Origin of the sequence: Rhizobium sp. ERR 942 (genome assembly GCF_007828395.1) — a bacterium.
In the GTDB taxonomy this organism is placed as follows: Bacteria; Pseudomonadota; Alphaproteobacteria; order Rhizobiales; family Rhizobiaceae; genus Rhizobium; species Rhizobium dioscoreae.
This window is the reverse complement of the sequence record NZ_VIUA01000003.1, coordinates 597654-617197: the sequence shown is the minus strand read 5'-3', so window position 1 is coordinate 617197 and position 19544 is coordinate 597654. Positions and strand designations below refer to the sequence as shown.

Below are 19544 nucleotides of genomic sequence, written 5' to 3'. Positions count from 1 at the left end.
AGAGGCTTGCCCCAACAAGTCCCCTCCTGCGGGGAGAGGGGCAAGCGCAGCGACAGCCAAACTCCGCCGCTGCGATAAAGCTCGAAAAGCCCCTCATCCGTCCTCTCGCGGCCGAGCTATGCTCGACCGTTCGAGTCCACCTTCTCCCCGCTGTGCGGGGCGAAGGGGTCTAGTTACTTCCCACCCAGATCGCGAACCGCGCCACGATCCGCACTGGTCGCAAACGCAGCGTAAGCCTTGAGCGCCGTGGTGACATTACGCTTGCGCACTTCGGCCGGATGCCAACCCCTAGCATTCTGGGCGTCGCGGCGAGCGGCAAGTTCCTTGTCGTCGACGCGCAGGCTGATGATACGGTTCGGGATGTCGATATCGATCATGTCGCCTTCGCGCACGAGGCCGATCGTGCCGCCATTGGCTGCTTCCGGAGAAACGTGACCGATCGACAGGCCCGAGGTGCCGCCGGAGAAGCGGCCGTCGGTGATGAGCGCGCAGGCCTTGCCGAGACCCTTGGACTTCAGATAGCTCGTCGGATAGAGCATTTCCTGCATGCCGGGGCCGCCCTTCGGGCCTTCGTAGCGGATGACGACGACGTCGCCGGCCTTGATCTCATTGCTGAGAATGCCCTTGACGGCAGCATCCTGGCTTTCGAAGACCTTGGCCGGGCCGGAGAACTTCAGGATCGATTCATCGACGCCGGCCGTCTTCACGATGCAGCCATCGAGCGCCAGGTTGCCTTTCAAGACAGCCAGACCACCATCCTTGGAAAAGGGATGCTCGACGGAGCGGATGACGCCCTTCTCGCGGTCCGTGTCCAGCTCTTCCCAGCGGGCGTTCTGGCTGAAGGCAACCTGGGTCGGAATGCCGCCCGGAGCCGCGCGGAAGAATTCGCGCACCGTTTCGCTGTTGGTGCGGGTGATGTCCCAGCGATCGATGGCATCGCCGATGGTCTCGGAATGCACGGTCGGGCAATCGCGGTTGATGAGACCGCCCTTATCGAGCTCGCCGAGAATCGACATGATACCACCCGCGCGATGGACGTCTTCCATGTGAACGTCGCTCTTTGCCGGCGCAACCTTTGAGAGGCAGGGAACACGGCGCGACAGCGCATCGATGTCAGCCATGGTGAAATCGACTTCGCCCTCATGCGCGGCTGCCAAGATGTGCAGAACCGTGTTGGTCGAGCCACCCATGGCAATATCGAGCGCCATGGCATTCTCGAAGGCCTGCTTGGAGGCAACGGAACGCGGCAGGATCGATGCATCGTCCTGCTCGTAATAACGGCGGGCGAGATCGACGACCAGATGGCCGGCTTCGACAAAGAGGCGCTTACGGTCGGCGTGGGTGGCGAGCGTCGAGCCGTTGCCCGGCAGCGACAGGCCGAGCGCTTCGGTCAGGCAGTTCATCGAATTGGCCGTGAACATGCCCGAGCACGAGCCGCAGGTCGGACAGGCGGAGCGCTCGATGACCTGAACGTCTTCGTCGCTGATCTTGTCGTCAGCGGCGGCAACCATGGCGTCGACCAGATCGAGCGCATGCTTCTTGCCGTGCAGGACGACCTTGCCGGCCTCCATCGGGCCGCCGGACACGAAGACCGTCGGGATATTCAGGCGCAGCGAGGCCATCAGCATGCCGGGGGTGATCTTGTCGCAGTTGGAGATGCAGACCATGGCGTCGGCGCAATGCGCATTGACCATATATTCGACGCTGTCGGCGATCAGCTCGCGCGACGGCAGCGAATAGAGCATGCCGTCATGGCCCATGGCGATACCGTCGTCGACGGCGATGGTGTTGAATTCCTTGGCAACACCGCCGGCGGCCTCGATTTCGCGCGCGACCAGCTGGCCGAGATCCTTGAGGTGAACGTGGCCGGGCACGAACTGAGTGAAGGAGTTGACCACCGCAATAATGGGCTTGCCGAAATCGCTGTCCTTCATACCCGTCGCGCGCCAAAGGCCGCGCGCACCGGCCATGTTGCGGCCGTGGGTGGTTGTTCTGGAACGATAAGCTGGCATGGTGTCTTCCTCGTCATCCTGGAAATTGTGCGGCGTCGGGCATCGGCCAAGGGTTTCAGGCCAAAGAGCGCCGGCAACTCCGCTTTTTGGAATTGTCCTAATCCAATCGTGCAGTACTGTCACTATCAACTCAAGCGAATCCGGTACGCTGCCGGGCAAGGGCCACGTCCGGGCAAACAAGTCGCTCGACCAAAGTTGGGAACGAAACAGCCCGATCACAAGCGCACACAAAAAGTTGCTTTCACTTCCAAAGAAATGCCGGCCTAAGAGTGTAACAAAATCTGCATCCACTGCGTATCGCTCATATCGAAGCTGCTATCGCATAGAGGAATTGCTCCATGACCGCCTATCGCCCGCCGAAAATCGCATCCTCCGAGATCACACCCCGCTCGATCTATCTGAAGCGGCGCGAGTTCCTGACGGCGGCCGCGGCCGGTATCGGCGTGGCGGCTATCGGCGGCAAGACGGCGCTGGCCGAAGCCCTGACGGCGACCAAGAGCAATTACACGGTCGATGAGAAGCTGACGCCGCTCAAGGACGTCACCACCTACAACAATTTCTACGAATTCGGCCTCGACAAGTCCGATCCGGCCAGCCTCTCAGGCAAGTTCAAGCCGCGTCCCTGGACGGTCAAGGTCGATGGCATGGTCAACAAGCCCGGCACGTTCGATGTCGATGCGCTGCTCAAGGAGTTTCCGCCGGAAGAGCGGGTCTATCGCATGCGCTGCGTCGAAGCCTGGTCGATGGTGATCCCATGGGACGGCTTCCAGCTTTCCGCCCTGCTCGACAAGGTGGAGCCGCAGGGCAGCGCCAAATATGTGGCCTTCGAGACTGTCGTGCGGCCGGAAGAAATGCCGGGGCAATCGGGCCTCCTGCAATCTCTCAACTGGCCCTATGTCGAGGGGCTGCGCCTGGACGAGGCGCGCAATCCGCTGACGCTGCTTGCCGTCGGCCTCTATGGCGAGACCCTGCCGAACCAGAACGGCGCGCCGATCCGGCTCGTCGTGCCGTGGAAATATGGCTTCAAGGGCATCAAGTCGATCGTGCGCATCACGCTCACCGACAAGCAGCCGCTGAATACATGGCAGGCGACCAACAGCCAGGAATATGGCTTCTACGCCAACGTCAATCCGGCTGTCGATCATCCGCGCTGGAGCCAGGCGACGGAACGGCGCATCGGCGAAGGCGGCTTCTTCGGCTCCAATCGTCACCCCACCCTGCCCTTCAACGGCTATGCCGATCAGGTTGCCAGCCTCTATAGCGGCATGGATCTCAGGGTGAATTTCTGATGGCCCTCTCCTTCGCTCTCCCAAAACGCTGGCAACCCGCCTCCGTCTGGGCGCTCTACTTTGTCGGACTTTTACCGGCCGCCTGGGAGTTCTATCTCGGGGCGACGGATCAGCTCGGCGCCGACGCGGTGAAGACGTTCGAGCTCTTCCTGGGACTATGGGCGATCCGCTTTCTGCTGCTGACACTTGCTGTCACGCCGCTTCGCGATCTCTTCGGCTGGAACTATCTGCGCTATCGCCGCGCACTCGGTCTGCTCTGCTTCTACTACGCGCTGATGCACCTGACCGTCTATATGGTTCTCGATCAGGCGTTGGACGTGCAGGCCGTCATCGATGACGTATTGAAGCGGCCCTTCATCATGTTCGGCATGGCAGGGCTTGTCATGCTGCTGGCCTTGGCCGTGACGTCGAACAATTTCTCGATCAAGCGTCTCGGCAAGAAATGGATCTGGCTGCATCGCCTCGTCTATATCATCGCCGCCTGCGGTGCTCTGCACTTTGCGCTATCAACTAAGGTCCTCTCGGTGGAGCAGTTCATCTATATCGGCCTGCTGATCGCCATGATCCTATACAGATCCTACCGGCCGATCATGATGGAGAGGCGGCGGGCAGCACGTAGGCCAGCTGCGGCCTCTAGCTCCAGAGCGGCCTGAGGGAGGCCGCTCTCCCTTCAAGCGAAGTCATTCCGCAGCGCTGGCGATCTTGGCTTGGCCCTGTTCCTGCACTTCGACGGTCGCCGTGAGGCCGGCGATGAGCTTCGTGCCATCGGGTACCTTGTCGAGCGCGATGCGCACCGGCACACGCTGCGCCAGGCGTACCCAGCTGAAGGTTGGCGTGATATTGGCAAGCAGGCTGCCGGAGGTGCGCTCGCGGTCCTCGATGCCGTAAGCGATGCTCTCGACATGACCGGTCAGCTTCTCGGCCTGCCCCATCAAGTGGATATGAACTTCGTCGCCGATCTGGATGCGCGGCAGCTTGGTTTCTTCGAAATAGCCTTCGACGCGCAGGGAATCGCTGTCGATGAGCGCGACCTTTGCGGTCCCGGCGGAAACATAGTCGCCCGGACGCAGGCTGAGGTTCGAGATCGTGCCGTTGACGGTGGCGCGAACCTCGGAGCGGTCGAGATTGAGCTGGGCGAGTTCGCGATTGGCAGTCGCCTGACGAACGGCAGCCTCATCCTGCTGCACGGTGGTCAGCGCCTGCTCCTTCTGCTGCAGGGAGGCGGCATCACCAAGGCGAGCCTGCCGCGCGCTTTCGCGCTGAGCTTGCTCAAGAGCCGCCTTGCTGCTTGCAAGGGCTGCATCCGCCTGTTCAAGCGCGATGGCGAAACGATCGCGATCGACGCGGAAGAGGATATCGCCCTTCTTGACGGTCTGGTTGTCCTTGACGAGGACCTCGCTCACGAGACCGGAGACATCGGGGGCGATGCCGACGACATCGGCCCTGAGGCGTGCATCGCGCGTCCATGGTTCATCCATGTAATGGCCCCAGAGCTGGCGGCCGACATAGACGGCGGCAATAACGAAGATGAGAGTGACGGCCACACGGCCGATGAGTTTGAACGCGTTCATGTGAAATACCAACGGGAGACTGAGGAGACGGCGCCGAGCAGCAGGACGTAAAGCGCGAGATCGAAAAGACCGCGATGCCAGACCAGAGTGTAGACTCCGATCCATGCCAGCAGGCGTCGAACGACAATGACGACAAACAGCGTCAGGAGCATGAGAACGAGAAGGCGCGGGATATAAACGCCATAAAGATCGAATTCTGCGGGCATGATATTACTCGGCGGCAATGGGAAGAGGTTGAGTTGTATCGGATAGCGGTGGCCGCCAGCTCGCCGGCGGCTCGGCATGGGGGAAGAGCGCCCGGCGAAGGCCGACGAGCGCATCAAGGCTCGCCCGACCGGAATCTCGCTTTTCCTGTGCGACGGCTTCGAGGCTATGGTCGATCGACACACGCAGTTCCTCGGCCGGATCCACGGCCCGTTTTGCCTTCAGCCGCGAACGATAGAAATCCGATACGCCGATCAGGACTTCGCTGACCGATGCAGCGGCAGCCGGCTTCAGCTGGCCACGCTCTTTCTGAAGCATCAGCACGTTGAAGCCGAGACGGACATCGGCGTAACCGTCGACCTTTTTCAGTTCGCGGTCCTCGATGCCTGCAAGCCGGGGCACGAGTTGGCCCAGGCGGTCGAGGATGCGGCCGGAGAGGCGTTCATGATCGGCGCGGCGGATACCGGCGGCAGTTTCGGCCAGATCTCTCCAGCCGGCCCGCACCAGCCGCCACGCGGCAAGCTCCGAGCCGAATGGGCGGGTAAGCAAAGTCCAGACCAAGGCGAAGCCAACACCGGCCAGAGCGGCGATCGCACTGTTGGTGAAGCTGGCGAAATCGGCGGTGTAACGATCCTGCAGCGCGATGAAACTTGCGCCGTTCACCGCCAGCAGCATACCGAGCATGTTGGTCTGCGGGCGGGTAATCAGGATGCCTATCACCAGGAAGGGCGGCGCAAAGACCAGCACCAGCATCTCGAAGCCGGAAATCGACGGCAACACGCCGAAAATATAGACGCAGGCAATGACCAGGCTCACCGCAGTCCAGATGAACATGGTGGTGATGAAGGGCGCGGGACGATCGAGCGCGGCGAAAAACGAGCAGGCAACGGCCACCATGGCGATGAAGCCGGCGCCATCCGCCCAGCCGGAATAGATCCAGAAGAAGCAGGCGACGGCAATTCCGGCGATGACGCTACCGGCCGAGAAGGCAAGCAGGGCGTAATCATAATGCCTGCTGCGGCCGACGACATTGCGGTAGCGGAAGGCGGGGCGCCAGGTGCCGACCTGCTGCCCCGATACGATCTGGGCACGCAATGTCAGGCAATCCTGCCATAAATCGACAATTTCCTTGAGGCGGGCGAGAGCGCTCGACCGGACGAGGTCGTCCCAGCCGATATCGAGGTCGTTCTCCTGCAACTCCTCGATCTTCCGCGACAAGGTCTCAGCGGTCTCGTCGGCCTTGCCGCGACCACCCTGCCCCAGCCAGTCGGCCACCTCGTTCAAAACAACGACCAATTCCTGCGGCAGCGGCTTGCCACCGGCCTTCAAGGCGTGCAGGCGATCGGCAAGAGAGGAGAAGAGCGGCAGCAGCATCAGCAGACGGCCGCGCAGCTCGCGCGAATGCCTGACGATGTCGCGGCTGCCGGCATCATAGCGCAACTGGCTGATGACGAGATCTAGGCCGGAAACGTCGGCGGCAAGCTTCTGCCGCTTCAAGGGCGTTGCCGGCGAAGCGCCCTCGCCGCGCAGGATCTCGTCGGCCCAGGTGCCGGCGTCGTCCAGCCAGGAACCTATGCGCTGGCCGAGGACGGTGCCGACGCTGCTCGGAAAGACGACGGCGCTAACCACGCTCGCACAGACGATGCCGATGAGAATTTCCTCAGAGCGGGCAAGCGCGACATCGAAAATGGTTTCGGGCGAGCCGACGGTCGGCAGCGCGATCAGCGGCAACGTATAGCCGGCCAGCATGAAGACATAGCTGCGCGACGTGCGGTCGAGCATCGAGATGAACAGCAAGGTGCCGGTCCACAGCGCGACAACGATCGAAAGCAGTTCCGGCGCGTTGACGAAGAGCGGGATGAAGATCACCGATGCGGTGGCACCGATAAGCGTGCCGAGCGCGCGGTAAAGCCCCTTGGAGCTGGTCGCGCCGGCAAGAGGATTGGCGACCACATAGACGGCGGCCATCGCCCAATAGGGCCGCGGCAGATCGAGCGACAAGGCGATGAACAGCGCCATAATCGCAGCCATGAAGGCTTTGACGGAGAATAACCACTCGCGCCAGGATGGAATGCTCATGAGACCTTCTCCGGCTCCGGTTCGACGGCTTTGGATGCCTCAAACTCCTCGAAAGCCTTCAGGACGCGAACCGCGGCTTCGATATCCGCGGGGTCGACATTGGCGAGGATCTTGCCACGCAGCTCATCAAGTACGTCTTCCATGCGGGAGGCCAGCTTCTCCCCTTCCGGCGTCAGCCACAGGCCTTTCGCGCGACGATCCGTCGGATCATCCTTGCGGATGACAAGATCCATGCTTTCAAGCTGATCGATCAGCCGAACCAGAGACGGGCCTTCGATTCCGACATAAGTGGCGAGCACCACCTGCCGCACGCCGCCTCCCAGGCGACCGATCCAAAGCAGCGGCGCTGCCACCGCCTCAGATATGCCATGGGAGCTCAGCGCGAGATCGACCGCCCGCCGCCATTGGCGGCCGGTCGTCAGCAGGTTTGCAGTGAATACGCGTTGCAGGGCATTGGACGAGTTCATGAGAACCTATTAGCACTAAACTAATTAGGATTCAAATTATTATTATCGAAAGCGCTATTCCAAATGGGAAAGCAGCTATGCACTCAGCGATAACCAAGACAGTAAGGAGGCCGAGATTGCAGGCGTGGAGATAGGCCCAGCCACTCGACCCGTCTTTCATCGATCGGAGTTGCTCAGATAGGAACATATCATTCTGACGAGCTCCCGCTTCAGTTCCGGCGAGCCCAGCACATGCTTTCGAGCTGCGCTGTGGATCACTCCTTCCACCGCACCGGATAGCAGCTGCGCAAGAACATCGTCGGAGGGGCCGTTGCGGTCATTGCGATGCGTGGCAACGAAAGCTTTGTAGTGAGCGTGATATTCGGCCAGGAAGGCATCGTGCGCCACCCTCGAACCATCGTGGCCCGGCGCCTCATCCAGCAGCACCCTGTGAAGCTCCGGGTTTACATTGTGAGCATCGATCATGCCTTGCACGAGCGCCTCCGCGCGCTGCGGCAACGGCAGTGCGCCGGCCATCGCTTTGCGCATGACCATAAGGACCTCATCAAAATGACGACGCCTGACGGCTTCGACCAAGGAAAGCTTGTCAGGGAAATACTGATAAAGCGAGCCGATGCTGATACCGGCAACCGCCGCGACAGTATTGGTCGTGAAGCCGGCCCATCCGCGCTCCCCTAAAACGCGAGCACCCGATTCGACAATCGCATCGACCGTTGCCCGCGAACGCGCCTGGCTCGGCTCTTTTCGCATCGGCGAGCGCGGTTTCTTAATGCGAGTAGACATGCGGCACCCATTCCATGAAAATGTGAACAGATTACTCGCATTTCATCGAATGACGAAAGGTGTTTCATCATGAGCGAAATATCATTGCTGCAAACTCTGTTCCGCTATCAGGTCTGGGCGAACGAGGAATTGCTCGACGCTATCGGTCGCCTCGATCCCGATCGCCACGGCAGGGAACGTCATCTCTCCATACGCCTGATGAACCACTCGCTGGTCGTCGGCCGCATATTCGCGGCTCACCTCACCGGAAGGGAGCACGGCTACGCGGACGACAATACGCCGGAGACGCCATCCCTGCCCGATCTTCGCGCGGCGCTGACGGCTTCGGATCAATGGTATCTGACCTATCTCGAAACCGTCGACTCGGAGCTTCTGTCAGCTCCAGTGCCGTTCGTCTTCACGGATGGCGACAAGGGCTGCATGACGCGCTGGGAGATGCTCCTCCATGTCGTCACGCATGGAGGCTACCACAGGGGCGAAATCGGTCGGCTTCTGGCGCAGCTTTCCATTACACCGCCCTGGGACACCCTTGCCGTTCATCTTCATCGTAGCGAACCAACGCGCAGGCTGGCCACTGCGGCTGAATGAGCCCCACCCTGGCATTTTGCCTCTTCACAACAGTTTGGGCTTCGACAGCGCGTAATCGAGCGCCAACGCCAGCGCGATGCCAGCGGCATAGGCGACGATATTCCAGAGCGAGAATACCCTGCCCAGCAACAGGGCTCCGGCGGCAGTCAATCGAAAGGCGTCAAGATCAGGCGTGTGCCAAAGCCTGAAAAACTCTACGGCGATCGCGACGAGCAGCGCCGCCACGGCAATCCTGAAACGTCCCGAAGACACGAATATTGTCGCCAACAGCCAATAGACCATCGCTCCCCACAAGGTCGAGCCGCCATATTTGACGATCGCGAAAGGCAGATCGAGCGCGTAACCATAGCGCCGCAATGCAAGACCGGCGGCGATGGTCACCAAGAGCGCGAGGAACAGAAGCGGTCTCTCACGCGTCAATTTTCGCTGCATGTCCCACGACGCTCCCTGCTCTAACGCCACCTGAGCCGAATGCGACTCAGCAAGGCTGATTGCGATACTCCAAAGCAATCAGGGAGATTGAAAGGCCGCTCCCGTAGCGGAAACGGCAAAAGGCCGGATGATCGCTCATCCGGCCTTCAATTTCTGATCCGAAGCTTAGCCTTAAGCGGCTGCGGCTTCTTCTTCAGCGGCAACGCGAGCCTTGTCGGCTGCGCCCTTGGCATTGACGTCGCGATCGACGAACTCGACGACTGCGAGAGCGGCATTGTCGCCCTGGCGGAAGCCGGCCTTCATGATACGTAGGTAGCCGCCGTTGCGGGTGGCGTAGCGGGTTGCAATCGCGTCGAACAGCTTCGAAACGACGGCTGCGTCGCGGATCTGCGAGATGGCCTGACGACGAGCGTGCAGGTCGCCACGCTTGCCGAGCGTTACCAGCTTCTCGACGATCGGGCGAATTTCCTTCGCCTTTGGAAGCGTAGTGACGATCTGCTCATGGGTGATGAGCGAAGCCGCCATGTTGGCGAACATCGCCTTACGATGGCTAGCGGTTCTATTCAGCTTGCGGCCGGCTTTACCGTGGCGCATGGCTATTCTCCTTCACTTGCAGGCATCGTTCGCCCGCAGTTTGATTGGTTAGTATTGGTCTTCGTAGCGCTTGGCGAGATCTTCGATGTTCTCGGGCGGCCATGCCGGCACTTCCATGCCGAGGTGCAGGCCCATGGAAGCGAGAACTTCCTTGATTTCGTTCAGCGACTTGCGACCAAAATTCGGCGTGCGGAGCATTTCTGCTTCGGTCTTCTGAATGAGGTCGCCGATGTAGACGATGTTGTCGTTCTTCAGGCAATTTGCCGAGCGAACGGACAGTTCCAGCTCGTCCACCTTCTTGAGGAGCGCCGGGTTGAAAGCGAGTTCGGTGACTGCTTCTTCTTCGGCTTCCTTCTGCGGCTCGTCGAAGTTGACGAACACGCCAAGCTGATCCTGGAGGATGCGAGCCGCGAAAGCGACGGCATCTTCACCGCTGATCGAACCGTCGGTTTCGATCGACATGCTCAGCTTGTCGTAGTCGAGAACCTGTCCTTCGCGGGTATTTTCAACCTTGTAGGACACCTTCTTGACCGGCGAATAGAGGCTGTCGACCGGGATGAGGCCGATCGGAGCGTCTTCCGCACGATTGCGCTCGGCGGGCACGTAGCCCTTGCCGTTGTTGACGGTGAATTCCATGCGGATTTCGGCGCCCTCGTCGAGCGTGCAGATGACATGCTCGGGGTTGAGGATTTCGATATCGCCGACCGTCTGGATGTCGCCAGCCGTTACGACGCCTGGGCCCTGCTTGCGGACGACCATGCGCTTGCTGTCATCGCCGTCCATCTTGATGGCGATTTCCTTGATGTTCAGCACGATATCCGTCACGTCTTCCCGGACGCCCGGGATAGAGGAGAACTCATGCAATACGCCGTCGATCTGCACGGCCGTCACAGCGGCACCGCGCAGAGAGGACAGCAGAACGCGACGCAGCGCGTTGCCGAGGGTGAGACCAAAGCCACGTTCCAGCGGTTCCGCCACGAGCGTTGCCTTGGTGCGGCCGCTCGAGGTGAACTCGACCTTGTTGGGCTTGATCAGTTCCTGCCAGTTTTTCTGAATCATGTTTTTGCCTTCCGTTCGTTGCCACCATCCAATCGTGGCAACCGAGCTTGAGTAACACCAAGCCGGGCGCATCTACCCCGGCCGGTGTCGTGAGTGGCGATGATCAGACGCGACGCTTCTTGCGCGGGCGGCAACCATTGTGCGGGATCGGGGTCACGTCGCGGATGGACGTGATCATGAAACCAGCAGCCTGGAGCGCGCGCAGAGCGGATTCACGACCGGAGCCCGGACCGCAAACTTCAACTTCGAGCGACTTCATGCCGTGTTCCTGAGCCTTCTTGGCGCAATCTTCGGCAGCGATCTGGGCGGCGAACGGGGTCGACTTGCGCGAACCCTTGAAGCCCTTGGCACCAGCGGACGACCAGGCAATCGCGTTGCCCTGTGCGTCGGTGATGGTGATCATCGTGTTGTTGAAGGTCGAGTTGACGTGTGCGACGCCCGACGTGATATTCTTGCGCTCGCGACGACGAACGCGGACGGCTTCCTTGGCCATGTTAGTCCTTTCTTGGATCTCTGCACCGCCGTAATCCCAGCGGCTACACCGAAGCGACACCCATGGAGCACCGCTTCAAACTCAAAAGAGGCCGGCGGACCGCCAGCCTCCCAAATCCGGTTGCCCGGAAATTACTTCTTCTTACCGGCGATCGCCTTTGCCGGACCCTTGCGGGTGCGGGCATTGGTGTGCGTGCGCTGACCACGAACCGGCAGGCCGCGGCGATGACGCAGACCGCGGTAAGAACCCAAGTCCATAAGACGCTTGATGTTCATCGCGGTTTCGCGACGCAGATCACCTTCGACCTGATAGTCACGGTCGATGGTTTCGCGGATCTGCAGAACTTCAGCATCGGTCAACTGGTTGACGCGACGCTCGGCCGGAATACCGACCTTCTCGCAGATTTCCTGTGCAAACTTCGGTCCGATCCCGTGAATGTAACGAAGCGCAATAACTACGCGCTTTGCAGTCGGGATGTTGACGCCAGCGATACGAGCCACGCCTGTTCTCCTTGCATTCCTTTTGCCTTGGCAAAGGTCTTGTTATGCAGCCCGGGAGCTGCTTGTTCGATGTGTGTCCGCCACATGTCAAAACGACCGTGCTCGGACTTCCCGTTGGAAATCCGCGCCGATCGCATAGCATGTCGCGAGTTGGCGCGGTGTTTAGCGGAATCAGCGCAAAAAAGCAACCGCTCCGGCAAGTTTATTTTAGGCTATCTAAAGCTTAGCCAGGATAGCCTCTATGCTGTCGGTCACATGCTCGATATCGGCCATGCCGTCGATGCTCTGCAACTTGCCCTTGGCATAGTAGTAACCGATCAGCGGCGAGGTCTCCTTGTAGTAGACCTGAAGACGGGTCGCCATGGTTTCGGCGTTGTCATCTGGGCGGCGCTTGAAATGCGTCGAGCCGCATTTGTCGCAGACACCGGCATTTGCCGGAACTTTGTCAGTGTCGTGATAGACACTGCCGCAGTTCGAGCAGGAATAGCGGCCGGAGACGCGGCGAATCAGTTCGGCGTCGTCCACTTTGAGCTCAATCACGACGGAGAGCTCGAGGCCCTTCGCGCTAAGCATCTTCTCCGTGGCATCAGCCTGTACAAGAGTGCGCGGGAAACCATCGAGAATGAAACCCTTGGCACAATCCGGCTGATCGATGCGTTCGGAAACGATCGCGTTGACGATCTCATCCGAAACAAGCTTGCCGGCGTCCATGACAGCCTTGGCGCGCTTGCCAACTTCCGTGCCGGCCTGAACGGCCGCACGCAGCATATCGCCAGTGGAAAGCTGCGGAATGCCATGCTTTTCCACGATGCGCTGGGCCTGGGTCCCCTTACCTGCTCCCGGCGGCCCTAAAAGTATGAGTCTCATCGCCCCCTCTTTCCTCCACGCAACTTCGATTTCTTGATCAGGCCTTCATATTGCTGTGCGATCAGGTGACCCTGAATCTGCGCCACCGTATCCAGCGTTACGCTAACCACGATCAGAAGCGAAGTGCCACCCAGAGACAAGGGAATACCTGTCTGGGATACGAGAATTTCGGGCAGGATGCAGACGAAGACAAGATAGATCGCGCCGATGACCGTGATGCGGGTCAGCACGTAATCGATATATTCAGCGGTGCGCTCGCCCGGGCGGATACCCGGAATGAAGCCGCCATGCTTCTTCAGATTGTCGGCCGTGTCCTTCGGATTGAAGACGAGAGCCGTGTAGAAGAAGGCGAAGAAGGCGATCAGAGCGGCATAGAGCACCATATAGACGGGCTGTCCGTGGCCGAGCGCTGCAACGATGGACGTTACCCAGGCCGGAAGCGCGGTGTTGTTGCCGAGACCGGCGACGGTTGCCGGCAGCAGAAGCAGCGACGACGCGAAGATCGCCGGGATGACGCCCGAAGTGTTCAGCTTCAGCGGCAGGTGCGACGTATCGCCCTGGAACATCCGCGTGCCAACCTGGCGCTTCGGATACTGGATCAGAAGGCGACGCTGCGCGCGCTCGACGAAGACGATGAGCGCGATGACCAGAATAGCGACGACCAGAACGGCGAGAATAAGAGGCGTGGAAAGCGCGCCCGTGCGGCCAAGCTCAAGAGTGCCGGCGAGCGCAGTCGGAAGACCGGCAGCGATACCGGCGAAGATGATCAGCGAAATGCCGTTGCCGATACCGCGCGACGTCACCTGTTCGCCAAGCCACATCAGGAACATGGTGCCGCCAAGCAGCGTTATGACGGTGGAAATGCGGAAGAACCAGCCGGGATCGACAACGACGCCGTTGCCATGCTCCAGGCCGATCGCAATGCCATAGGCCTGCAATGCACCGAGCAGCACCGTGCCGTAGCGGGTGTACTGGTTGATGATCTTGCGGCCCTGCTCGCCTTCCTTCTTCAGGTTCTCGAGCGAGGGAACGACCGACGTCATCAGCTGAACGATGATCGAGGCAGAAATATAAGGCATGATGCCGAGCGCGAAGATCGCCATGCGCTGCACGGCGCCGCCCGAGAACATGTTGAAGAGACCGAGAATGCCGCCCGACTGATTCTGGAAAGCCTGGGCATAGGCGGCAGGATTGAGGCCAGGAAGCGGAATGTGGGTGCCGAGCCGGTAGACGAGGAGAGCGCCGAGGGTAAACCACAGGCGCTTCTTGAGATCCTCGGCTTTGGCAAAGGTCGAAAAATTGAGGTTGGACGCCAATTGTTCCGCTGCAGAAGCCATGCAAATCCCCGCATCACCAATTCCGGCATAGTCGGCCAAGTCCGGAATCGGTCTGTAAATTGTTCAAAAGCCGGGCTTCGGACGGATTGCGCTGCAATCGGGCGCCTCACCCTTGGTTCCCGTTATCGATCGGAAAGACACTTGCCGCATCGATCAGATTCGTGAGGCTCACATATGGGAGCAAAATCGCCCGAAGTGAAGTCACTTCGGGCGATTGTTGATAATATTATTCTGCGGCAGCAGCGAGCAGCTTGACGGAACCGCCAGCCTTTTCGATCTTCTCGACTGCGGACTTGGAAGCGCCTGCAACTTCAAGAGCAAGCTTCGCCTTCAGTTCGCCGTCCGAGAGAACCCGAACGCCGTCCTTGACGCGGCGAATAACGCCGGCAGCCTTGAGAGCTGCTGCATCAACAGTGCTCTTGGCATCGAGCTTGCCGGCATCGACGGCAGCCTGGATGCGTGCCAGCGATACGACAACGTAGTCGGATGCGAAGATGTTGTTGAAGCCGCGCTTCGGCAGACGACGGTAGATGGGCATCTGACCGCCTTCGAAGCCGTTGATCGCAACGCCCGAACGGGACTTCTGACCCTTCACACCACGGCCACCGGTCTTGCCGGAGCCGGAGCCGATGCCGCGGCCGAGGCGCTTGCGGCTGTGGGTCGAGCCTTCGTTATCCTTGATTTCATTCAGTTTCATAGCGAATTACCTCCGGCTCACTTCTCGTCGACAACGCGAACGAGATGCTGGACAGCACGGATCATGCCACGAACAGCCGGAGTATCTTCCAGCGTGCGGCGACGGTGCATTTTGTTCAGTCCGAGACCGATCAGCGTCTTCTGCTGAACATCCGGACGGCGGATCGGGCTGCCAATCTGCTCGACCGTAACGGTCGCCTTAGCTTCAGCCTTCTTGGTCGTCTTGGCCATAGGTCAAACTCCCTTATTCTTCGGAGGCGTTGCCCGAAGCGGCGCGGCGAGCCTGCAGGGTGGCATACTTGATGCCGCGCTGAGCTGCGATGTCCTTCGGGTGAACCTGGTGCTTCAGGGCGTCGAACGTGGCGCGAACCATGTTGTACGGGTTCGACGAACCGGTCGACTTGGCAACGACGTCATGAACGCCGAGCGTTTCGAAAACGGCGCGCATCGGGCCGCCGGCGATGATACCGGTACCGACCTTGGCCGAGCGCAGCAGAACCTTGCCGGCGCCATGACGGCCATGAACGTCGTGATGCAGCGTACGGCCGTCGCGCAGCGGTACGAAGATCATGTCGCGCTTGGCGCTTTCGGTTGCCTTGCGGATGGCTTCCGGCACTTCGCGTGCCTTGCCATGGCCGAAGCCTACGCGGCCCTTCTGGTCGCCAACGACGACGAGAGCGGCGAAGCCGAAGCGACGGCCACCCTTAACAACCTTGGCGACGCGGTTGATCGCGACCAGCTTGTCGACGAATTCGCTATCGCGCTCTTCACGGCTCTGACGGTCTTCCCGCGGAGCCCTCTTTTCCTGTGCCATTGTCCTCTTCCTTTTTCTTTTCCGGGTGCAACGGGCAAACAAAACGAAGACCGTATCAACCTCCCCACGGAGATTTGCGGTCCGGTGAATATCCGGCCGGCATCCTTGAGATCACCGGCCGGAAATCTGATTAGAAGGTCAGGCCGCCTTCGCGGGCTGCTTCAGCCAGGGCCTTGATGCGGCCGTGGTAGATGAAAGCGCCGCGATCGAACACGACTTCCTTCACGCCGGCCTTGGAGGCGCGCTCGGCAACGAGCTTGCCAACGAGGGCTGCGGCTGCGGTATCGGCACCGGTCTTCAGAGAACCGCGCAGATCCTTGTCGAGGGTAGAGGCAGCCGCGAGGGTCTTGCCAGCCACATCATCGATGATCTGAGCGTAGATGTTCTTCGACGAGCGATGAACCGACAGGCGCGGACGGCCATTGGCCACCGCCTTGATTTGACGGCGCACGCGGTTGGCGCGACGCGCAAGTGCTTCTTTCCTGCTAGCCATTTCGCGTGTTCCTTACTTCTTCTTGCCTTCTTTGCGGACGATCCGCTCTTCGGCATACTTAACGCCCTTGCCCTTGTAGGGCTCAGGACCGCGATATTCGCGGATTTCAGCGGCAACCTGACCAACCTGCTGCTTGTTGATGCCGGTGACGACGATTTCCGTCGGCTTCGGCACAGCAATGGTGATGCCCTGCGGCGGCTGATAAATCACGTCGTGGCTGAAGCCGAGCGCCAGCTGCAGGTTCTTGCCCTGCATGGAGGCACGGTAGCCGACGCCGTTGATTTCGAGCTTGCGCTCGTAGCCGTCCTTAACACCCTTGAAGATGTTCTCGATCATCGTGCGGGACATGCCCCACTTTGCGCGAGCATCCTTGGAGTCGTTGAGCGGCGTCACGACGATTGCATTGTTTTCCAGCTTGAGACCGATTTCGTCGTTAGCGACGAAAAACAGCTCGCCCTTGGGGCCCTTGGCAGTCACTTTCTGGCCATCAACCGTGGCCGTGATCCCTGCAGGTACCTGAACGGGCTTCTTACCGATACGAGACATTTTTCAAACCTGTCTGTTTCGAAGGAGATATCTCTGTCCGATCTTAGAAGACCGAGCAGAGAACCTCGCCACCAACATTCTGTTCGCGAGCCTGGTGATCGGCCATCACACCCTTCGGAGTCGAAAGGATGGTAATGCCGAGACCGTTCGCGACCTGCGGAATGGACTTGACCGAGACATAAACCCGGCGGCCCGGCTTGGACACACGGCCGATCTCGCGGATCACCGAAGCGCCTTCGTAGTACTTGAGTTCGATGTTGAGCTCAGACTTGCCGTTGCCGAAATCGACGACGGAATAGCCACGGATGTAGCCTTCAGCCTGGAGCACATCGAGAACGCGTGCACGGAGCTTGGACGCAGGCGTCGAAACCGACGACTTGCGGCGCGAAGCGCCATTGCGGATGCGGGTGAGCATATCGCCCAAAGGATCAGTCATAGACATCTAATCTGCTCCTTACCAGCTGGACTTGACGATGCCCGGCACCTTGCCGAGATTGCCGAGTTCACGCAGCGCGATACGCGACATGCGCAGTTTGCGGTAGTAGGCGCGCGGACGGCCAGACACTTCGCAACGGTTGCGAATACGGGTCTTCGATCCATCGCGCGGGAGCGATGCCAGCTTCAGAGTGGCCTTGAACCGGTCTTCGATCGAGAGAGACTGGTTCATGATGATTGCCTTGAGAGCAGCCCGCTTCGCGGCCTGGTTGGCAACCGTATTGCGGCGGCGCTTGTTCTTTTCAACTGCGCTTGTCTTCGCCATATCAGGGTTCCTTTTCTACGCTCGTCGTTACGGTTATTGACGGAACGGGAAGTTGAACTCTTTCAGAAGAGCCCGTGCTTCGTCGTCGGTCGTCGCCGTCGTGCAAACGATGATGTCCATGCCCCACATCTGATCAACCTTGTCGTAGTTGATCTCAGGGAACACAATGTGCTCCTTGATGCCCATGGCAAAATTGCCACGACCGTCAAAGCTCTTCGGGTTCAGGCCGCGGAAGTCGCGAACGCGCGGAAGCGCGATGTTGACCAGACGATCCAGGAACTCATACATGCGGGCGCCGCGCAGGGTAACCTTCGCGCCGATCGGCATATTTTCGCGGACCTTGAAGCCAGCGATGGAGTTGCGTGCGCGGGTGATGACCGGCTTCTGGCCAGCGATGGCCGCCAGGTCGGCAGCAGCAACGGTCGGCTTCTTCGAATCAGCCGTCGCTTCGCCAACACCCATGTTGATCACGATCTTGTCCAGCTTCGGGATCTGCATCTCGTTAGCGTAGGAGAACTGCTCCTGCATGGCTGCACGGATGCGAGCAACATATTCCTTCTTGAGCCGCGGCTCGTACTTTGCCTCAGCCATCGATCACTTCTCCCGAGGTCTTGGCCACACGGACCTTCTTGCCATCCACAACCTTGAAACCGACGCGGGTCGGCTTGCCGTCCTTGTCGACGATCGCAATGTTGGAGAGGTGAAGCGGGGCTTCCTTGCTGATGATGCCGGCTTCCTGGTTCTGCGTCTGGCGCTGATGGCGCTTGATGACGTTGACGCCACGAACGACCGCACGGTCTTCCTTCGGCAGCACTTGAATGACTTCGCCGGTACGGCCCTTGTCCTTACCGGTCAATACGACAACCTTGTCGCCTTTACGGATCTTCTGCATCGCTCCGCTCCTTACAGTACTTCTGGAGCCAGCGAGATGATCTTCATGTGGTTCTTGGCGCGAAGTTCGCGCGGAACCGGTCCGAAGATACGGGTGCCGATCGGCTCTTTCTTGTTGTCGATGAGGACTGCTGCGTTGGTATCGAAGCGGATGACGCTGCCATCCGGACGACGGATGTCCTTGGCGGTACGAACAACAACCGCCTTCATCACGTCACCCTTCTTCACACGGCCGCGCGGAATAGCTTCCTTGATCGAAACGACGATAACGTCGCCGATCGAGGCATACTTGCGCTTCGAGCCGCCCAGCACCTTGATGCACATGACACGACGTGCGCCGGAATTATCCGCCACGTCGAGGTTTGTTTGCATCTGAATCATGTCAGGTCGCCTTCTTGTTGTTACCGGAATGGTTGGGCCAATCGACCCCCTACCCCGGCTTATGGACTAGTGTCTTGTCTGATTATGCCTGGGCTTCGGAACCGCAACGGGTCGCCTCTGCCGGCCATCAATAAAGCAAAAGAACGCCCGTTCGCGAGCGTTCTGCTTCCAAGCTCGTGCTTCATACAGATATTTCGCCCAAGCGCAAGGGCCTGAGCGAAATTCTGTTACTTGGACTGGGCGGAAACGACCGTCCAGGTCTTATCCTTGGAGATCGGCGCGCATTCCTCGATGGAAACGACGTCGCCGGTCTTGTACTGATTGTTTTCGTCGTGAGCCTTGTACTTCTTGGAACGACGAACGGTCTTCTGGAGCAGCGGGTGAGCGAAACGACGCTCAACGCGGACAACTACCGTCTTCTCGTTCTTGTCGCTGACCACGACGCCCTGCAGAATGCGCTTCGGCATGTTATTCTTCCTTTAGGCCTTTGCTTCTGCCGCCTTCTGGCGGGCAATGGTTTTTACGCGAGCGATGTCCTTGCGGACTTCGTTGATGCGCGAGGACTTCTCGAGCTGGCCGGTCGCCTTCTGAAAGCGCAGGTTGAACTGCTCCTTCTTCAGCTTGGCAAGCTCGTCCTTGAGTTGGTCGGCGCTCAGGGCGCGAACATCTGCGGCTTTCATGAGCTTCT

At 59.8% G+C, this 19544-nt stretch carries 28 protein-coding genes; 3 read left to right on the top strand and 25 right to left on the bottom strand.

From position 1 onward, the window contains the following. Window positions 1-173: 173 nt before the first annotated feature. A complete protein-coding gene (ilvD, locus tag FBZ97_RS15650; protein ID WP_113389571.1) occupies window positions 174-2012 on the bottom strand; it encodes a dihydroxy-acid dehydratase in 1839 nt (612 codons plus the stop codon). Window positions 2013-2350: 338 nt separating this feature from the next. Here ilvD and msrP point away from each other — a divergent pair, with 338 nt between their 5' ends. Further along, window positions 2351-3301, top strand: coding sequence for a protein-methionine-sulfoxide reductase catalytic subunit MsrP (msrP, locus tag FBZ97_RS15645; protein WP_145320306.1), 951 nt, complete (start codon window positions 2351-2353; stop codon window positions 3299-3301). Further along, a complete protein-coding gene (gene msrQ, locus FBZ97_RS15640) occupies window positions 3298-3954 on the top strand; it encodes a protein-methionine-sulfoxide reductase heme-binding subunit MsrQ (RefSeq protein WP_113333536.1) in 657 nt (218 codons plus the stop codon). Before msrP ends, msrQ begins: the two co-directional genes overlap by 4 nt. A gap of 27 nt (window positions 3955-3981) precedes the next feature. Here the strand turns inward: msrQ and FBZ97_RS15635 are convergent, their stop codons facing one another. From FBZ97_RS15635 to FBZ97_RS15615, 5 genes are all read right to left on the bottom strand, one after another. After that, complete coding sequence (locus tag FBZ97_RS15635) at window positions 3982-4872, bottom strand: HlyD family secretion protein (RefSeq protein WP_113333537.1); 891 nt, start codon at window positions 4870-4872, stop codon at window positions 3982-3984. After that, complete coding sequence (locus FBZ97_RS15630) at window positions 4869-5078, bottom strand: DUF1656 domain-containing protein (protein ID WP_092715835.1); 210 nt, start codon at window positions 5076-5078, stop codon at window positions 4869-4871. The genes FBZ97_RS15635 and FBZ97_RS15630 overlap by 4 nt, the downstream gene beginning before the upstream one ends. Before the next feature lie 4 nt (window positions 5079-5082). Then, entirely contained in the window at window positions 5083-7155 is a 2073-nt protein-coding gene (locus FBZ97_RS15625) for an FUSC family protein (RefSeq protein WP_145320308.1), read from the bottom strand. After that, window positions 7152-7622: a MarR family transcriptional regulator gene (locus FBZ97_RS15620; protein ID WP_113352670.1), complete on the bottom strand. Its 471-nt coding sequence runs from the start codon at window positions 7620-7622 to the stop codon at window positions 7152-7154. Before FBZ97_RS15620 ends, FBZ97_RS15625 begins: the two co-directional genes overlap by 4 nt. A 156-nt stretch (window positions 7623-7778) precedes the next feature. Beyond that, window positions 7779-8405 carry a TetR/AcrR family transcriptional regulator gene (locus tag FBZ97_RS15615; RefSeq protein ID WP_145320310.1) on the bottom strand — a complete coding sequence of 209 codons (627 nt, stop codon included), beginning with the start codon at window positions 8403-8405 and terminating at the stop codon, window positions 7779-7781. A 69-nt stretch (window positions 8406-8474) separates the two neighbouring features. Between FBZ97_RS15615 and FBZ97_RS15610 the strand changes: the two genes are divergently transcribed. Then, complete coding sequence (locus FBZ97_RS15610) at window positions 8475-8993, top strand: DinB family protein (RefSeq protein ID WP_145320312.1); 519 nt, start codon at window positions 8475-8477, stop codon at window positions 8991-8993. A 24-nt stretch (window positions 8994-9017) separates the two neighbouring features. Here the strand turns inward: FBZ97_RS15610 and FBZ97_RS15605 are convergent, their stop codons facing one another. From FBZ97_RS15605 to rpmC, 19 genes are all read right to left on the bottom strand, one after another. Then, on the bottom strand, window positions 9018-9425 hold the full coding sequence (locus FBZ97_RS15605; RefSeq protein WP_145320314.1) for a DUF2809 domain-containing protein: 408 nt from the start codon (window positions 9423-9425) through the stop codon (window positions 9018-9020). Window positions 9426-9596: 171 nt separating this feature from the next. After that, the gene (rplQ, locus tag FBZ97_RS15600) at window positions 9597-10019 is read right to left on the bottom strand and encodes a 50S ribosomal protein L17 (RefSeq protein WP_015339614.1); all 423 of its coding nucleotides are present in this window, start codon (window positions 10017-10019) and stop codon (window positions 9597-9599) included. 48 nt (window positions 10020-10067) lie between these two features. Next, window positions 10068-11078 carry a DNA-directed RNA polymerase subunit alpha gene (locus tag FBZ97_RS15595; RefSeq protein WP_047634789.1) on the bottom strand — a complete coding sequence of 337 codons (1011 nt, stop codon included), beginning with the start codon at window positions 11076-11078 and terminating at the stop codon, window positions 10068-10070. A gap of 103 nt (window positions 11079-11181) precedes the next feature. Further along, on the bottom strand, window positions 11182-11571 hold the full coding sequence (rpsK, locus tag FBZ97_RS15590) for a 30S ribosomal protein S11 (RefSeq protein ID WP_004118426.1): 390 nt from the start codon (window positions 11569-11571) through the stop codon (window positions 11182-11184). A 131-nt stretch (window positions 11572-11702) separates the two neighbouring features. Next, window positions 11703-12071, bottom strand: a complete 369-nt coding sequence (gene rpsM, locus FBZ97_RS15585; RefSeq protein WP_004118424.1) for a 30S ribosomal protein S13 — start codon at window positions 12069-12071, stop codon at window positions 11703-11705. Window positions 12072-12287: 216 nt separating this feature from the next. Then, window positions 12288-12938 carry an adenylate kinase gene (locus FBZ97_RS15580; RefSeq protein WP_145320316.1) on the bottom strand — a complete coding sequence of 217 codons (651 nt, stop codon included), beginning with the start codon at window positions 12936-12938 and terminating at the stop codon, window positions 12288-12290. Beyond that, on the bottom strand, window positions 12935-14275 hold the full coding sequence (secY, locus tag FBZ97_RS15575) for a preprotein translocase subunit SecY (RefSeq protein WP_069611905.1): 1341 nt from the start codon (window positions 14273-14275) through the stop codon (window positions 12935-12937). Before secY ends, FBZ97_RS15580 begins: the two co-directional genes overlap by 4 nt. Window positions 14276-14501: 226 nt before the next feature. Then, complete coding sequence (rplO, locus tag FBZ97_RS15570; RefSeq protein ID WP_069611904.1) at window positions 14502-14972, bottom strand: 50S ribosomal protein L15; 471 nt, start codon at window positions 14970-14972, stop codon at window positions 14502-14504. 17 nt (window positions 14973-14989) lie between these two features. Further along, on the bottom strand, window positions 14990-15202 hold the full coding sequence (gene rpmD, locus FBZ97_RS15565; RefSeq protein ID WP_007690786.1) for a 50S ribosomal protein L30: 213 nt from the start codon (window positions 15200-15202) through the stop codon (window positions 14990-14992). A 13-nt stretch (window positions 15203-15215) separates the two neighbouring features. Beyond that, window positions 15216-15785, bottom strand: a complete 570-nt coding sequence (gene rpsE / locus FBZ97_RS15560; protein ID WP_004118414.1) for a 30S ribosomal protein S5 — start codon at window positions 15783-15785, stop codon at window positions 15216-15218. Between the two features lie 130 nt (window positions 15786-15915). Beyond that, window positions 15916-16278 carry a 50S ribosomal protein L18 gene (gene rplR, locus FBZ97_RS15555; protein WP_113333543.1) on the bottom strand — a complete coding sequence of 121 codons (363 nt, stop codon included), beginning with the start codon at window positions 16276-16278 and terminating at the stop codon, window positions 15916-15918. A gap of 12 nt (window positions 16279-16290) precedes the next feature. Next, window positions 16291-16824 carry a 50S ribosomal protein L6 gene (gene rplF, locus FBZ97_RS15550; protein WP_069611902.1) on the bottom strand — a complete coding sequence of 178 codons (534 nt, stop codon included), beginning with the start codon at window positions 16822-16824 and terminating at the stop codon, window positions 16291-16293. A 43-nt stretch (window positions 16825-16867) separates the two neighbouring features. Continuing rightward, window positions 16868-17266: a 30S ribosomal protein S8 gene (gene rpsH / locus FBZ97_RS15545; protein ID WP_015339607.1), complete on the bottom strand. Its 399-nt coding sequence runs from the start codon at window positions 17264-17266 to the stop codon at window positions 16868-16870. A gap of 12 nt (window positions 17267-17278) precedes the next feature. Then, window positions 17279-17584: a 30S ribosomal protein S14 gene (rpsN, locus tag FBZ97_RS15540; RefSeq protein ID WP_004118406.1), complete on the bottom strand. Its 306-nt coding sequence runs from the start codon at window positions 17582-17584 to the stop codon at window positions 17279-17281. Between the two features lie 33 nt (window positions 17585-17617). Continuing rightward, a complete protein-coding gene (rplE, locus tag FBZ97_RS15535) occupies window positions 17618-18175 on the bottom strand; it encodes a 50S ribosomal protein L5 (protein WP_069611901.1) in 558 nt (185 codons plus the stop codon). Next, a complete protein-coding gene (gene rplX, locus FBZ97_RS15530; protein ID WP_069611900.1) occupies window positions 18168-18476 on the bottom strand; it encodes a 50S ribosomal protein L24 in 309 nt (102 codons plus the stop codon). Before rplX ends, rplE begins: the two co-directional genes overlap by 8 nt. 11 nt (window positions 18477-18487) lie before the next feature. Then, window positions 18488-18856: a 50S ribosomal protein L14 gene (gene rplN / locus FBZ97_RS15525; protein WP_003573790.1), complete on the bottom strand. Its 369-nt coding sequence runs from the start codon at window positions 18854-18856 to the stop codon at window positions 18488-18490. Window positions 18857-19083: 227 nt separating this feature from the next. Then, window positions 19084-19323: a 30S ribosomal protein S17 gene (gene rpsQ / locus FBZ97_RS15520; RefSeq protein WP_069611899.1), complete on the bottom strand. Its 240-nt coding sequence runs from the start codon at window positions 19321-19323 to the stop codon at window positions 19084-19086. A 12-nt stretch (window positions 19324-19335) separates the two neighbouring features. Further along, window positions 19336-19536, bottom strand: coding sequence for a 50S ribosomal protein L29 (rpmC, locus tag FBZ97_RS15515; RefSeq protein WP_007690763.1), 201 nt, complete (start codon window positions 19534-19536; stop codon window positions 19336-19338). Window positions 19537-19544 lie beyond the last annotated feature (8 nt).